Below are 14,226 nucleotides of genomic sequence, written 5' to 3'. Positions count from 1 at the left end.
TTTTCATTGAGTATTAGTTGGTAATTCGCCCTTATTTGTGATAGAATATTGGAAAAGATATTTCTTTTGAGAAAGGAAAAAGATGAGCAACATTTCAACTGATTTGCAAGATGTAGAAAAAATCATCGTATTGGACTATGGTAGCCAATACAACCAGCTGATTTCACGCCGTATCCGTGAGATTGGTGTTTTTTCGGAACTAAAAAGCCATAAAATTTCAGCTGCTGAAGTTCGTGAAATCAATCCTGTAGGAATTATCCTATCAGGTGGTCCAAACTCTGTATACGAAGATGGTTCATTTGATATTGACCCAGAAATCTTCGAACTTGGAATTCCAATTTTGGGAATTTGTTATGGTATGCAGTTATTGACCCATAAACTTGGAGGAAAAGTTGTTCCTGCAGGTGATGCTGGAAATCGTGAATACGGTCAATCAACCCTAACACACACACCATCATCTCTTTTTGAATCAACACCTGATGAACAGACTGTATTGATGAGCCATGGTGATGCAGTTACCGAGATTCCTGCTGACTTTGTTCGTACAGGTACATCAGCTGACTGCCCATACGCAGCCATCGAAAACCCAGATAAACACATTTACGGTATCCAGTTCCACCCAGAAGTTCGTCATTCTGTATACGGAAATGATATCCTTCGTAACTTTGCCCTTAACATCTGTAAGGCTAAAGGCGACTGGTCAATGGATAACTTCATCGATATGCAGATCCAAAAAATCCGTGAAACCGTCGGTGATAAACGTGTCCTGCTTGGCCTTTCAGGTGGGGTTGACTCTTCAGTTGTTGGAGTTCTTCTCCAAAAAGCGATTGGCGATCAATTGATCTGTATCTTCGTGGATCACGGTCTTCTTCGTAAAGGAGAAGCGGACCAAGTTATGGACATGCTTGGTGGTAAGTTTGGTTTGAATATCGTCAAAGCAGACGCAGCTAAACGTTTCCTTGATAAACTTGCAGGAGTTTCTGACCCTGAACAAAAACGTAAAATCATCGGTAACGAGTTTGTCTATGTATTTGATGATGAAGCAAGCAAGCTCAAAGATGTGAAATTCCTTGCTCAAGGAACTCTTTATACAGACGTTATCGAGTCTGGTACGGATACAGCTCAAACTATCAAGTCACACCACAACGTGGGTGGTCTTCCAGAAGACATGCAGTTTGAATTGATCGAACCACTCAATACTCTTTACAAGGACGAAGTTCGTGCCCTTGGTACAGAGCTTGGTATGCCAGACCATATCGTATGGCGCCAACCATTCCCAGGACCAGGACTTGCTATCCGTGTCATGGGTGAAATCACTGAAGAAAAGCTAGAAACCGTTCGTGAATCAGATGCTATCCTTCGTGAAGAAATTGCTAAAGCAGGTCTTGACCGTGATATCTGGCAATACTTCACGGTCAATACAGGCGTTCGTTCAGTTGGGGTTATGGGTGACGGTCGTACGTACGACTACACAATTGCAATCCGTGCTATCACCTCTATCGATGGTATGACTGCTGACTTTGCCAAAATTCCATGGGATGTCCTTCAAAAAATCTCTGTACGTATCGTAAACGAAGTGGATCATGTTAACCGTATCGTCTACGATATTACAAGTAAACCACCTGCAACCGTTGAGTGGGAATAAAATATAAGAGTAACTTAGGCTAAGAATCCTTGATTTAACATCATTTTAACAACTGTATGAAGTATTAAAATGAGATAAATATATTTGGATTGTCTCCAAAGCGTTTCCAAAGAAGCTCTAAAATGAGCTTCTTTTTTCTAATATGGAGTAAAAATATTATGAGTTTTAACGTTGATAATCAGCAAAAATCTTTATCTGGTTCTGCTTCAAATTTAACTTTGTCTGAATTGCTTCAAAAAATCCAAAAGATTCCCAAATTGAATGTATCTGTAAAAAAAGGTTATTCAGTTGGATATGAAAATTGTGAAAAACAATTTAAAATGGATTATGCAATTACTTTCAATGACTTTGATAATGAAACTTGGTTAGTTAAACCGACTAGCTCGATTCGAACTGATAGAATCTATGGGAATGAATTTTTTGCTCAAAACATCAAGTTAGTTGATAAGAATGTCACAAGAATCTTTGTTGTTGTACCAGATTCTATTACCGAAAAAGAAATAAAAAATAAAAACGACTATTCAAATAAGATACATAGCGAAACTTATGTATCTTTCTTAGATGATGTACTAACTTTTTCTGAATTAAAAGACTTTGTACTAAATCATGCTTCCGAAAATCTATCTCAAGGGATTAGTGCTAATATTTTGGGAAACAATGCTGAGGATAGTATAGTTGACTTACTGACTGACAAAAACAATATCCTTCTATGGAATAATCACGCAAAACATAGCCAAACAATTAAATCTTCCACTTATAATTGGTTTAGTCAAATCTTAAAAGTTTCTGGTGTTAGTGAACAAGATACTGTTTTAGATATTGTGGCAACTAATTCAATACCTAAATTAAGTAATCGTGGTTATCCAAAAACAGATGTATCTTTTACGATTACTACTGAACAAAAAGAAATAACTAAAAATATTAGTGTAAAAAATACTTCTGCGGATACCGTAACAGTCCATGAGGGAGCTGTAGATGATATTATTCTTGCCCTTAATCTCGATTCTTCTTCGTCATTGGCTAATTCACTCAAAGAATTTCAAGCATATGGTAGTGCTAAAGGTTTGAAAGAAAATAATGAAGTTGCCTATAACACATTAGTTGATGAAATTCATAAATACAATAAAGAATTAGTTAACTTCTTTATGTTTGGGGTCAATAGTCCATTAGTTAACAATTCTATTCAAGTTGCTGATATAATGCTGTATACTAAAAAAATTTGAGGTTATTTTAAGGGATTTGTATGTTGATGAATATATTAAGAAATATTCATCTAAAGGACAGTTTGGAACTCCGTTTAAATGGACATACCCTAGTAAAAAACGAGGTCAAAAAGTACAAATCAAAGGTTTTACGAATAATAAAAAGTAGCAGTTCAAATATGATATGCTATTTTTTGATTAAAGGTATACTTTCATTTTATCAGCGACAGCTTTAATTACTGGTACAGCTACTGAGTTACCAAATTGTCTATACATTTGAGTTCTTGAAACTGGTACTTTGAAATCATCTGGAAATCCCATTAGTCGCTTACATTCTAGTTCACTATAAAGTCTCAACCCAGTTTCTCCACCTTTTACAAACGTTCCTGTCAAACGCTGAATTTTGTGATAGCTTGCAACAAGTGTATTTACCTGAATTTCGCTAGTTTTATCAATAATTTGAGGTCTGCCATCATCTTTTTTAAAAAGATATGTATCTTGCAGATGTTTTGAAATTTTGTACCCAGTTGGATTATCTTCTAAAATAGAACCTACTGGGACTTTTTTATCGCTTCCTTTAGGAAATTCAAAGTTATCTACTTTTATATCTGGATGGAAACCTACAATGATAATACGTTCCCTTCTTTGTGGTAAACCAAAACGTTGAGCATCAAGAATTTCATAGAAAATTGAGTAGCCTAATTCTTCTTTTAACGCTCTCATAATGACTTTTAAAGTATTCCCTTTGTCGTGAGTTACAAGCCCTTTTACATTCTCAAGTAAGAAAGCTTTTGGTTTTTTCTCTTTTAAGATACGAAGTACATCAAAGAACAAAGTTCCTTGGGTTTCATGAGTAAAACCTTCACGCTTACCAATATGGCTAAATGGCTGACATGGAAAACCTGCTAAAAGAATGTCATGGTCTGGAATATCTTTCTCATTGATTTGAGTAATATCCCCATATGGTTTTTCGCCATAATTCTCTTCATAAGTTTTAGAAGCATACCTATCCCATTCGGAACTAAAAACACATTCTGTGTTCTTATCCTCAAATCCTTTACGGATTCCACCAATACCTGCGAATAAGTCGATAAACTTTATTGAATCATTTGAAGTAGTTTTCTTTTTAGTGTTCATTTGTGTGTCTATTCCTATTTTAATTAGCTCGGAGCATTTTTGACTAAAATTCTTACAGTTATCAAGCTCAAGTGAATCAATTACATCAATCTCACTCTGAGTTAGATAAATATTTTTCATCTGTTTTTTATCAGAAACTGGTTTTCTTCCCGCTCCCTTGCGTGTGCCACCCTGCATATTTTCTTCCCTACTTCCTTATTCGTAATATAAAACCATTATATCATATTTTTGATAAAAAAATGTTTTTTTTCATATATTCGTCCGTATTATTTATTGATAATTTTTCAAACTCATCAAATGGGGACAAATTATGAACAATCGCTAAAGATTCTTCCATTTTTTTGATTTCGAATTTATAATCAAATTCGGTTTCAAAAATATCAATCAACACTTTTAATTTTAAATCTCTTAATTGTTCGAGTGGATAATAGTTTGTATTTATACTCAATGAAAATCAAAGAGCAAATTAGGAAGATAGCCGCAGGTTGCTCAAAACAGTGTTTTGAGGTTGCAGATGGAAGCTGACGTGGTTTGAAGAGATTTTCGAAGAGTATTAAAAGATTAGAATTGTCAAAACAATCTGTCTAGGCTTGATTTTATCCCTTATTTACTATAAAAATGAGAAGGAAATACGTCAAACTTTTATATTGCAAATAGGAGAAAACATGACAAAAACATTAAAACGTCCTGAGGTTTTATCACCTGCAGGGACTTTGGAGAAGCTAAAGGTAGCTGTTCAGTATGGGGCAGATGCTGTCTTTATCGGTGGTCAGGCCTATGGTCTTCGTAGCCGTGCAGGTAACTTTACCTTTGAACAAATGGAAGAAGGTGTCCAGTTTGCGGCCAAGTATGGTGCCAAGGTCTATGTAGCGGCTAATATGGTTATGCACGAAGGAAATGAAGCTGGTGCTGGTGAGTGGTTCCGTAAACTGCGTGATATCGGGATTGCAGCAGTTATCGTGTCTGACCCAGCCTTGATTATGATTGCAGCGACAGAAGCACCAGGTCTTGAAATTCACCTCTCTACCCAAGCAAGTGCCACTAACTATGAAACACTTGAATTTTGGAAAGAACTGGGCTTGACTCGTGTCGTTTTGGCGCGTGAGGTTTCGATGGAAGAATTAGCTGAAATTCGCAAACGTACAGATGTTGAGATTGAAGCATTTGTCCATGGAGCTATGTGTATTTCATACTCTGGTCGTTGTACTCTTTCAAACCACATGAGTATGCGTGATGCCAACCGTGGTGGATGTTCTCAGTCCTGCCGTTGGAAATACGACCTTTACGATATGCCATTTGGGAAAGAACGTAATAGTTTGAAGGGTGAGATTCCAGAAGAATTTTCAATGTCAGCCGTTGATATGTCCATGATTGACCATATCCCAGATATGATTGAAAATGGTGTGGACAGTCTAAAAATCGAAGGACGTATGAAGTCTATTCACTACGTATCAACAGTAACCAACTGCTACAAGGCGGCTGTGGATGCATATCTTGAAAGTCCTGAAAAGTTTGAAGCTATCAAACAAGACTTGGTCGATGAGATGTGGAAGGTTGCCCAACGTGAATTAGCAACAGGTTTTTATTATGGTACACCATCTGAAAATGAGCAGTTATTTGGTGCTCGTCGTAAAATTCCTGAGTATAAATTTGTCGCTGAAGTGGTTTCTTATGATGATGTGACACAAACAGCAACTATTCGTCAACGGAACGTTATTAACGAAGGCGACCAAGTTGAGTTTTATGGCCCAGGTTTCCGTCATTTTGAAACCTATATTGAGGATCTTCACGATGCCAAAGGCAATAAAATCGACCGTGCTCCAAATCCAATGGAACTCTTGACTATTAAAGTCCCACAACCCGTTCAATCAGGAGACATGGTTCGAGCTCTTAAAGAGGGGCTTATCAATCTTTATAAGGAAGATGGAACCAGCGTCACAGTTCGTGCTTAATGTAGTTGTTTAGTTTTAAAAAATTATGCAAAGCTCCATATACAACACTTAAACGAGATTAAAGAATGGCGAAATCCCTTGATGCGCAAGAAATTAGCTGTCCTTTTTTATTTTTTAAGTGATAAAGTCGAAGCTTAGGTATCAAAGCATATTAAATTAAACAAAGAAGTGATGTCATCGATATTTTGAAATCCTATATTTAAACTTAACACTCTCTATTTTTTATGGTAGAGAGTTTTTTTGCTAGTAAAATCTTACAAAATGACATTTATATATTGCATTAAGTTAGATATATGATATAATGTTGTTAAAAAGAGGCGCAACTTTTTAAAATTAATGGGAATCAAAGAGAAAACCGAGAATATTAATGGAGGAATTGAAAAATGGAAGTTATAAATGTAAGTAAGCATTATGGTCATTCAATCATTCTCAAAGATATAAATTTTGCACTTAACAAGGGTGAAATTGTTGGTCTAGTAGGGAGAAATGGAGTTGGTAAGAGTACGTTGATGAAAATTCTTGCTCAGAATAATCAACCGACTTCAGGTAATATTATAAGCAGTGATAATATTGGGTATTTAATCGAAGAACCAAAATTATTTTTATCTAAAACAGGTTTAGAGAATTTAAAATATTTGTCAAATTTATATGGTGTTGACTACAATCAAGAAAGATTTAGAAGTTTGATCTAAGAGTTAGATTTGACTCAGTCTATTAATAAAAAAGTAAAGACCTATTCTTTGAGTACAAAACAAAAATTAGCTTTGCTTCTAACCCTCGTTACGGAACCTGATATATTGATTTTAGATGAACCGACTAATGGTTTAGATATTGAATCATCACAAATAGTTTTAGCGGTTCTAAAAAATTTAGCTTTACATGAAAATGTGGGAATTTTAATATCGAGTCATAAATTAGAAGATATTGAAGAAATTTGTGAGAGGGTTCTTTTCTTGGAGAACGGGCTTTTGACATTTCAAAAAGTAGGAAAAGATAGTCATAATTTCTTGTTTGAGATAGCTTTTTCATCAGCTACAGATAGAGACATTTTCATTACCAAACAAGAATTTGGGGATATTGTTCAGGAAGAGGGACTGAGAATTACTATGTCTGGTAATATTCAAAGTAGTGAGCTTTTTAAATTTTTTAACGAAAACTCTATTAAAGTAGTTGATTTTGAAACTAAAAAAGAGACGCTTAAAGATATTTATCTAAATCGTTCAAAATAAAGGAAGGTTACCATCATGAAATTAAATAAATTGAATTTTCTTAAGGAAAATATGAGGGATTTATATTCATCAGGCGTAATATATCTCGGTTTGATTATCTCGTTTATACCGCCGATATTGGTTACATTCTTTATTCTAAAGACTCAAGAGACATCGCTTGGTATCAAGCATATTTCAAACTTTTATGCTATGCTCGGTATGTTAATGGCTGTTATACATGCTAATCGAATTATTAGCAGGGATTTTTCCTACAATACGATCAGTTTATTTTATAATCAACAGAAAAATCGGATGTTTTACGTCTTGTCCAATTTTCTATATGCCATCTCAGTTTCCATTATCTATGCTTTGAATGGTATTGTGTTACTAGTCATCGTAAGTAAATTGGGTGTTCCAGGTGATTTAGGATTAGATTTTATAGTAGCCATTGTAGTCAATACAATTTTGTTAGTCCTATTTTATTTTCTATTATCTTACATTTTCTATTTATACAAATTGAAAAGTGGCTTGGTATTTTAGTAGCTTTACTACTCTTTATCCCTAATATATTAAATACGATGATGATGAATACTAGTAATGATTTGTTTATCAAAGCAATTGAACTTCTTCCTTTTTATTCTTTACCTGTATTTGTGGCTTCAAATACGATGTCTATTAGTCAGTATCTTGTGGTAATCACTACAATCATTTTATTGTACTTTTTCACTCTCAAGAAAAGCAAGAAGTATTCATTTTAGTTTCATTTAGTATTATTTTGCATACCTAAAATACAGTAAAAAATCAGTCATCTTGGTATGCTCCTGCTTTCACTATTCAACACGTTTTTGACTTATACTAGGCTCATTTCCAAAAGCATTATATAATAGTGATATGAAATCAACTAAATAAAAAATACAAGCAATCAAAACTCGTTTAAAAGACCCTACTAAAGCTAATACTAAACAAAACATCAAATATCAAACTAGGAAGTTTATTTTAAACAATCCAACATACTGATTTTAGGCTGACGATAATATTGGAGTGCTAATTAATGAGGTTATAATAAATAGCTGACAGCTTTTGTTGGTTTTGGATTTTTTAAGAGTAGATGAGTATTAAAACTATAAGGAGGACGCAGGTGGCTAAAAATTTAAAATTAAAATTAGCTCGTGTAGAGCTTGATTTAACTCAAGGTCAACTAGCAGATGCTGTCGGGGTGACGCGCCAGACTATTGGTTTGATAGAGGCGGGAAAATACAATCCCAGTCTCTCGCTCTGCCAGTCCATTTGCAGATGTTTAGGGAAAACCCTAGACCAATTATTTTGGGAGGAAGAAGATGGTAAATAAATTTATTCATTATCAATTACTTGATGAAAGAGAAGAACAACTAATCAATAAAGCTGGGGCAGAGTCTTTTTCACTCTTTATTGGGCTTGTACTTCTAAGCTATTTGGTGGCAGTGTTGGCTCCATCTCTTTTTAATCCGAATTTTCTAGTCTATACTCTGATAGTAGGAATTTTCTTCTTTTTCAATCGTGCCCGTTATCTGGGAGTGACCTACTATAGTCGTTTTCATTTTACGATTTTGGGTTGTTTTTTTCTAACCTTGGCGATTACGGTTCTTTTGATGTTGCAGAATTATCAATTCAACATAGAAATTTATCAGCACAATCCTTTGAACGTTAAATACCTATCTGCTTGGGTCATTACTTATGTCATTTACCTTCCTTGGGTTTTTATAGGCAATCTCGGTCTGAAGAGCTATGGAGAATGGGCTCAGAAAAAATTTGAGCAAGACATGGATGAACTGGAGAGTAGTGAATAGCTTGTTACTCTTTTCTCAATCCAGCTAAAATGTGATATAATAGTACTAATTTATTGGAATACATGAAAGTTCTTGAAAATTTTCATGGGTTTCTAGCTAAGGAAGTAGGAAAAGTATGTATCCAGATGATAGTTTGACATTGCACACGGACTTGTACCAGATTAACATGATGCAGGTTTACTTTGACCAAGGAATTCACAATAAAAAGGCGGTCTTTGAGGTTTATTTCCGTCAGCAGCCTTTTAAAAATGGCTATGCGGTTTTTGCAGGTTTGGAAAGAATTGTGAATTATCTTGAAGACTTGTGTTTTTCAGATAGTGATATTGCCTATTTGGAGTCGCTAGGCTATCATGGGGCATTCTTGGACTATCTCCGCAATTTCAAGTTGGAGTTGGCCGTTCGTTCTGCCCAAGAAGGGGACTTGGTTTTTGCTAATGAACCGATTGTGCAGGTGGAAGGCCCTCTAGCCCAATGTCAGTTGGTCGAAACAGCCCTTTTGAACATCGTCAACTACCAGACCTTGGTGGCGACTAAGGCAGCTCGTATTCGCTCGGTTATTGAAGATGAACCCTTGATGGAGTTTGGGACACGTCGGGCTCAAGAAATGGATGCGGCCATCTGGGGAACACGCGCAGCGGTGATTGGTGGCGCCAATGGAACCAGCAACGTGCGTGCGGGTAAGCTCTTTGACATTCCTGTTTTGGGAACCCATGCCCATGCCTTGGTACAGGTTTATGGCAATGACTATGAAGCTTTCAAGGCTTACGCTGCGACCCACAAAAATTGTGTCTTTCTTGTGGATACCTATGACACCCTTCGCATCGGTGTACCAGCTGCCATTCAGGTGGCGCGTGAGCTGGGTGACCAGATTAACTTTATGGGTGTGCGGATTGACTCTGGGGATATTGCCTACATTTCTAAGAAAGTCCGTCAGCAATTGGACGAGGCTGGCTTTACAGAAGCTAAGATTTATGCTTCAAATGACCTAGATGAAAATACCATCCTCAACCTCAAGATGCAAAAGGCCAAGATTGATGTCTGGGGTGTGGGAACTAAGCTGATTACAGCCTATGACCAACCAGCTCTTGGGGCGGTTTATAAGATTGTTGCGATTGAAGATGAAAATGGTAAGATGCGTAATACTATCAAACTGTCTAATAATGCGGAAAAAGTGTCTACGCCAGGTAAGAAGCAGGTGTGGCGCATTACCAGTCGTGAAAAAGGCAAGTCAGAGGGTGATTACATCACTTATGACGGCGTAGATGTTGCCAGTATGACAGAAATCAAGATGTTCCATCCGACTTATACCTACATCAAGAAGACCGTTCGTAATTTTGACGCTGTTCCTCTCTTGGTGGATATCTTCAAAGACGGGAAATTGATTTACAACCTGCCTAGCTTAACTGAGATTCAGGCTTATGCTCGTAAGGAATTTGACAAGCTTTGGGATGAGTACAAGCGTGTGCTCAATCCGCAGCATTATCCAGTGGATTTGGCGCGTGATGTATGGCAAGACAAGATGGACTTGATAGACAAAATGCGTAAGGAAGCCCTTGGTGAAGGAGAAGAAGAATGAGTTTGCAAGAAACGATTATCCAAGAACTGGGCGTGAAACCAGTGATTGATGTCCAAGAAGAAATCCGTCGTTCCATTGATTTCTTAAAGAGATACCTGAAAAAACATCCCTTCCTTAAAACCTTTGTGCTAGGGATTTCTGGAGGACAAGACTCAACCTTAGCAGGTCGTTTGGCTCAACTAGCTATGGAAGAACTGCGAGCAGAAACGGGAGACGACAGCTACAAATTTATCGCTGTCCGCCTGCCTTATGGAGTACAAGCCGATGAAGCAGACGCTCAAAAAGCCCTAGACTTCATCCAGCCAGATGTCAGTTTAGTCGTCAATATTAAGGAATCAGCTGACGCTATGACAGCTGCTGTTGAAGCGACAGGTAGTCCTGTTTCAGATTTTAACAAGGGCAATATCAAGGCTCGTAGTCGTATGATTGCCCAATATGCCCTTGCGGGTGCCCATAGTGGAGCGGTCATTGGGACAGACCACGCCGCGGAAAATATCACAGGTTTCTTTACCAAGTTTGGTGACGGTGGTGCAGATATTCTCCCTCTTTATCGCCTCAATAAACGTCAAGGAAAACAACTCTTGAAGGAACTTGGTGCAGACCCAGCCCTTTATGAAAAAATCCCAACAGCAGACCTAGAAGAAGATAAACCAGGTCTAGCTGACGAAGTAGCCCTCGGAGTCACTTATGAAGAGATTGACGACTACCTAGAAGGCAAAACAATCAGCCCAGAAGCCCAAGCAAGAATCGAAAACTGGTGGCACAAAGGCCAACATAAACGCCACCTACCCATCACCGTATTTGATGACTTTTGGGAGTAAAAAGGTTCGGGGAACCTTTTTAGCTTCTTGCCCTGAAATTAAAAAGCAAGAAAAACCTCCAGTGGAGGTTTTCAGCCTCTCACCTTGAAATAAGAAAGTGAGAGAAGGTCTGGGGGATCTTGAACCCCGAGTTTAGAAATAAGAAAATGAGGCAGATTCGGTAACTCGAAGAGTTCGATTTCATCGTCTTACCCCTGCAACGATGACTAGGTTTGAAAAAGCTTGCTAGAGCGCATTTCAAACCAGGCAGCGACTGCGTCAAGAAATTAGAAGACAAACTCGTTTTCTAGCTGTTACTGAGTTGAGCCTTTTTACTACGAGCATAGAAATAAGGAAGTGAGAAAGCTATCGGTACGCAAATATTACAGACAGAACGTTTGATTTTAAGAAGATTTGTGGAGAGTGATTCAGAAGCTATGTTTCAAAATTGGGCTTCATCCGCTGAGAATCTGACCTATGTTACCTGGGATCCCCATCCTGATGTCGTGGTGACTCGAAATTCGATTCGTAACTGGGTTGCTTCCTATACTAATCCCAACTATTACAAATGGGCTATTTGTCTCAAAGAAAACCCAGAGCAAGTGATAGGAGATATCAGCATCGTTGCAATAGATGAGAACAATTCTTCTTGTGAAATTGGCTATATTTTAGGAAAAAACTATTGGGGTCGTGGTCTTATGACAGAGGCCTTAAAAGCTGTCTTGGACTTTTGTTTTACTCAAGTAGGATTTCAAAAAGTCAAAGCTCGATATGCCAGTCTCAACCCAGCTTCAGGTCGTGTCATGGAGAAGGCTGGAATGTCCTATCTACAAACGATTGTTAATGGTGTAGAGAGAAAAGGCTATCTTGCGGATCTTATTTATTATCAGATAAGTAGGGAAGAATGTTGAATTCTATTTTCTGTTTCTATCGAAGTCAACTATTTATTGTAAATATAATAAATGGCATTCTAAGTTTATTTGCAACTTTAAAATAGCATATTGATTAGTACAAGACAGATGTTCTAGTTCCTTCTTTAATCTGGTTTAGTATTAGTTAAAAAATCGCTTTAAGCTTGTAACTAAGAGGGAGCTAATCGACTAGATTCTCCAGCCGAACAGGTGGTAATGTGCTTTTTATAGTGTAATCCTAGCTGTTGTTAAATTTAAAATAGAATCCTCTATCGAGTTAGGGAATTAAATTCCACCAATTTTATTTATGTTTTTCTATCAAAATATCTAACATTAAAATAGTCTCATTCTGATGCGCAAACTATTCTATTTATACTGCATAGTTGTATAAGGAATGATGAAAGATGAGTGAAAGTTATCAAGTTGGAATGTTTGTATCTAAATATATTAGCATGTATTTAGATAAGATGTCTGCAATCCTTTATATATGAGATTGATTACGATATAGTTAAAGTGTTAGTTCAATAATTAATATATCATTTTAAGTTTATTTGATGTATGAAACATATTGTTTAACATTTGCCAGAAAATATGCTATACTAAGTAGTAACTTTTAGAAGGAGGATGTAATGGCAAAATCTAATACCAATAAGCGCTATGCATTACGTAAACTCGGAAAGATTTTTGGTTCTGTGATAGTCGGGCTAACTTTATTTTTAGGAGGAATCCTGAATACAAGTTTTGTTCATGCTGCTGATGGGATTCAATATGTCAGAGATGATACTAGAGATAAAGAAGAGGGAATAGAGTATGATGACGCTGATAATGGGGATATTATTGTAAAAGTAGCGACTAAACCTAAGGTAGTAACCAAGAAAATTTCAAGTACGTGAATTCGTTTTGAAAAAGATGAAACTAAAGACCGTAGTGAAAATCCTGTTACAATTGACGGAGAGGATGGCTATGTAACCACGACAACGACCTACGATGTTAATCCAGAGAATGGTCATGTTACCGAAAAGGTTACCGTAGAGAAAAAAGAAGCCACGGATACAGTTATCAAAGTTCCAGCCAAAAGCAAGGTTGAGCGTGAAGTTCTGCCTACAAGTGTTATCCGTTTTGAAAAAGATGAAACTAAAGACCGTAGTGAAAATCCTGTTACAATTGACGGAGAGGACGGAACTATAACCACGACAACGACCTACGATGTTAATCCAGAGAATGGTCATGTTACCGAAAAGGTTACCGTAGAGAAAAAAGAAGCCACGGATACAGTTATCAAAGTTCCAGCTAAAAGCAAGGTTGAGCGTGAAGTTCTGCCTACAAGTGTTATCCGTTTTGAAAAAGATGAAACTAAAGACCGTAGTGAAAATCCTATTACAATTGACGGAGAGGACGGAACTGTAACCACGACAAGGACCTACGATGTTAATCCAGAGAATGGTCATGTTACCGAAAAGGTTACCGTAGAGAAAAAAGAAGCCACGGATACAGTTATCAAAGTTCCAGCTAAAAGCAAGGTTGAGCGTGAAGTTCTGCCTACAAGTGTCATCCGTTTTGAAAAAGATGAAACAAAAGACCGTAGTGAAAATCCTATTACAACTGACGGAGAGGATGGCTATGTAACCACGACAAGGACCTACGATGTTAATCCAGAGACTGGTAAGGTTAGCGAAAAGGTTACTGTAGACAGAAAAGAACCGACAGACACAGTTATCAAAGTTCCAGCTAAAGATAAGGTAGAAAAACGCATCGCCGAAAAAAGTACAAATATCCGTTATGAAAAAGATGAAAGTAGAGACCGAGGAGCTTCTATTGAGATGGTTGACGGAGAAGATGGCTATGTAATCACGACAAGGACCTACGATGTTGATTCAGAGACTGGTAAGGTTAGCGAAAAGGTTACTGTTGATAGAAAAGAAGCCACGGATACAGTTGTTAAAGTTCCTGCCAAGAGCAAAGTTGAGCG

General features: G+C 37.1%; 10 protein-coding genes and 3 pseudogenes. 12 read left to right on the top strand and 1 reads right to left on the bottom strand.

All coding sequences use genetic code 11. The annotated features are described in order from the left end of the window. Nucleotides 1-82 precede the first annotated feature (82 nt). The 3 genes from guaA (at nucleotide 83) to HT699_RS12030 (ending at nucleotide 3,016) form a co-directional block, all read left to right on the top strand. Nucleotides 83-1,645 (top strand): glutamine-hydrolyzing GMP synthase, encoded by a 1,563-nt coding sequence (gene guaA / locus HT699_RS05760; protein ID WP_138706311.1) that lies wholly within the window; start codon nucleotides 83-85, stop codon nucleotides 1,643-1,645. A gap of 158 nt (nucleotides 1,646-1,803) precedes the next feature. After that, nucleotides 1,804-2,868, top strand: coding sequence for an MspI family type II restriction endonuclease (locus tag HT699_RS05755; RefSeq protein WP_252306330.1), 1,065 nt, complete (start codon nucleotides 1,804-1,806; stop codon nucleotides 2,866-2,868). Between the two features lie 16 nt (nucleotides 2,869-2,884). After that, nucleotides 2,885-3,016 (top strand): MspI family type II restriction endonuclease, encoded by a 132-nt coding sequence (locus HT699_RS12030; protein ID WP_171043171.1) that lies wholly within the window; start codon nucleotides 2,885-2,887, stop codon nucleotides 3,014-3,016. 29 nt (nucleotides 3,017-3,045) lie between these two features. Here HT699_RS12030 and HT699_RS05750 read toward each other — a convergent pair whose 3' ends face one another. Further along, on the bottom strand, nucleotides 3,046-4,161 hold the full coding sequence (locus tag HT699_RS05750; RefSeq protein WP_050208599.1) for a DNA cytosine methyltransferase: 1,116 nt from the start codon (nucleotides 4,159-4,161) through the stop codon (nucleotides 3,046-3,048). 488 nt (nucleotides 4,162-4,649) lie between these two features. Here HT699_RS05750 and HT699_RS05745 point away from each other — a divergent pair, with 488 nt between their 5' ends. From HT699_RS05745 to HT699_RS05705, 9 genes and pseudogenes are all read left to right on the top strand, one after another. After that, nucleotides 4,650-5,936 carry a U32 family peptidase gene (locus HT699_RS05745; RefSeq protein WP_138706313.1) on the top strand — a complete coding sequence of 429 codons (1,287 nt, stop codon included), beginning with the start codon at nucleotides 4,650-4,652 and terminating at the stop codon, nucleotides 5,934-5,936. Nucleotides 5,937-6,272: 336 nt separating this feature from the next. Continuing rightward, a pseudogene (locus HT699_RS05740) lies at nucleotides 6,273-7,165 on the top strand (ABC transporter ATP-binding protein). 15 nt (nucleotides 7,166-7,180) lie between these two features. Then, nucleotides 7,181-7,902 (top strand): annotated as a pseudogene (locus HT699_RS11750) (hypothetical protein). Nucleotides 7,903-8,282: 380 nt separating this feature from the next. Beyond that, nucleotides 8,283-8,492, top strand: a complete 210-nt coding sequence (locus HT699_RS05730) for a helix-turn-helix transcriptional regulator (RefSeq protein ID WP_020902217.1) — start codon at nucleotides 8,283-8,285, stop codon at nucleotides 8,490-8,492. After that, nucleotides 8,482-8,970 carry a DUF6773 family protein gene (locus HT699_RS05725; RefSeq protein ID WP_138706315.1) on the top strand — a complete coding sequence of 163 codons (489 nt, stop codon included), beginning with the start codon at nucleotides 8,482-8,484 and terminating at the stop codon, nucleotides 8,968-8,970. Before HT699_RS05730 ends, HT699_RS05725 begins: the two co-directional genes overlap by 11 nt. Nucleotides 8,971-9,085: 115 nt before the next feature. After that, nucleotides 9,086-10,546, top strand: a complete 1,461-nt coding sequence (locus HT699_RS05720; RefSeq protein WP_138706316.1) for a nicotinate phosphoribosyltransferase — start codon at nucleotides 9,086-9,088, stop codon at nucleotides 10,544-10,546. Then, nucleotides 10,543-11,367 carry an ammonia-dependent NAD(+) synthetase gene (gene nadE / locus HT699_RS05715; protein WP_119947689.1) on the top strand — a complete coding sequence of 275 codons (825 nt, stop codon included), beginning with the start codon at nucleotides 10,543-10,545 and terminating at the stop codon, nucleotides 11,365-11,367. Before HT699_RS05720 ends, nadE begins: the two co-directional genes overlap by 4 nt. Before the next feature lie 347 nt (nucleotides 11,368-11,714). Then, complete coding sequence (locus HT699_RS05710; RefSeq protein ID WP_138706317.1) at nucleotides 11,715-12,257, top strand: GNAT family N-acetyltransferase; 543 nt, start codon at nucleotides 11,715-11,717, stop codon at nucleotides 12,255-12,257. Nucleotides 12,258-12,886: 629 nt separating this feature from the next. Further along, a pseudogene (locus HT699_RS05705) lies at nucleotides 12,887-14,226 on the top strand (hypothetical protein); the annotation flags it as partial.

Source organism: Streptococcus sp. 1055 (assembly GCF_013276815.1).
Taxonomy (GTDB): Bacteria; Bacillota; Bacilli; order Lactobacillales; family Streptococcaceae; genus Streptococcus; species Streptococcus pseudopneumoniae.
This window is presented reverse-complemented; position numbering and strand designations above follow the sequence as displayed.

What these genes read in the sequence shown, in the direction of transcription:
- HT699_RS05720 (WP_138706316.1), top strand. Translation starts at nt 9,086, where the DNA reads ATGTATCCAGATGATAGTTTGACATTGCACACGGACTTGTACCAGATT.
- HT699_RS05750 (WP_050208599.1), bottom strand. Translation starts at nt 4,161, where the DNA reads ATGCAGGGTGGCACACGCAAGGGAGCGGGAAGAAAACCAGTTTCTGAT.
- HT699_RS05755 (WP_252306330.1), top strand. Translation starts at nt 1,804, where the DNA reads ATGAGTTTTAACGTTGATAATCAGCAAAAATCTTTATCTGGTTCTGCT.
- guaA (WP_138706311.1), top strand. Translation starts at nt 83, where the DNA reads ATGAGCAACATTTCAACTGATTTGCAAGATGTAGAAAAAATCATCGTA.
- HT699_RS05725 (WP_138706315.1), top strand. Translation starts at nt 8,482, where the DNA reads ATGGTAAATAAATTTATTCATTATCAATTACTTGATGAAAGAGAAGAA.
- HT699_RS05745 (WP_138706313.1), top strand. Translation starts at nt 4,650, where the DNA reads ATGACAAAAACATTAAAACGTCCTGAGGTTTTATCACCTGCAGGGACT.
- nadE (WP_119947689.1), top strand. Translation starts at nt 10,543, where the DNA reads ATGAGTTTGCAAGAAACGATTATCCAAGAACTGGGCGTGAAACCAGTG.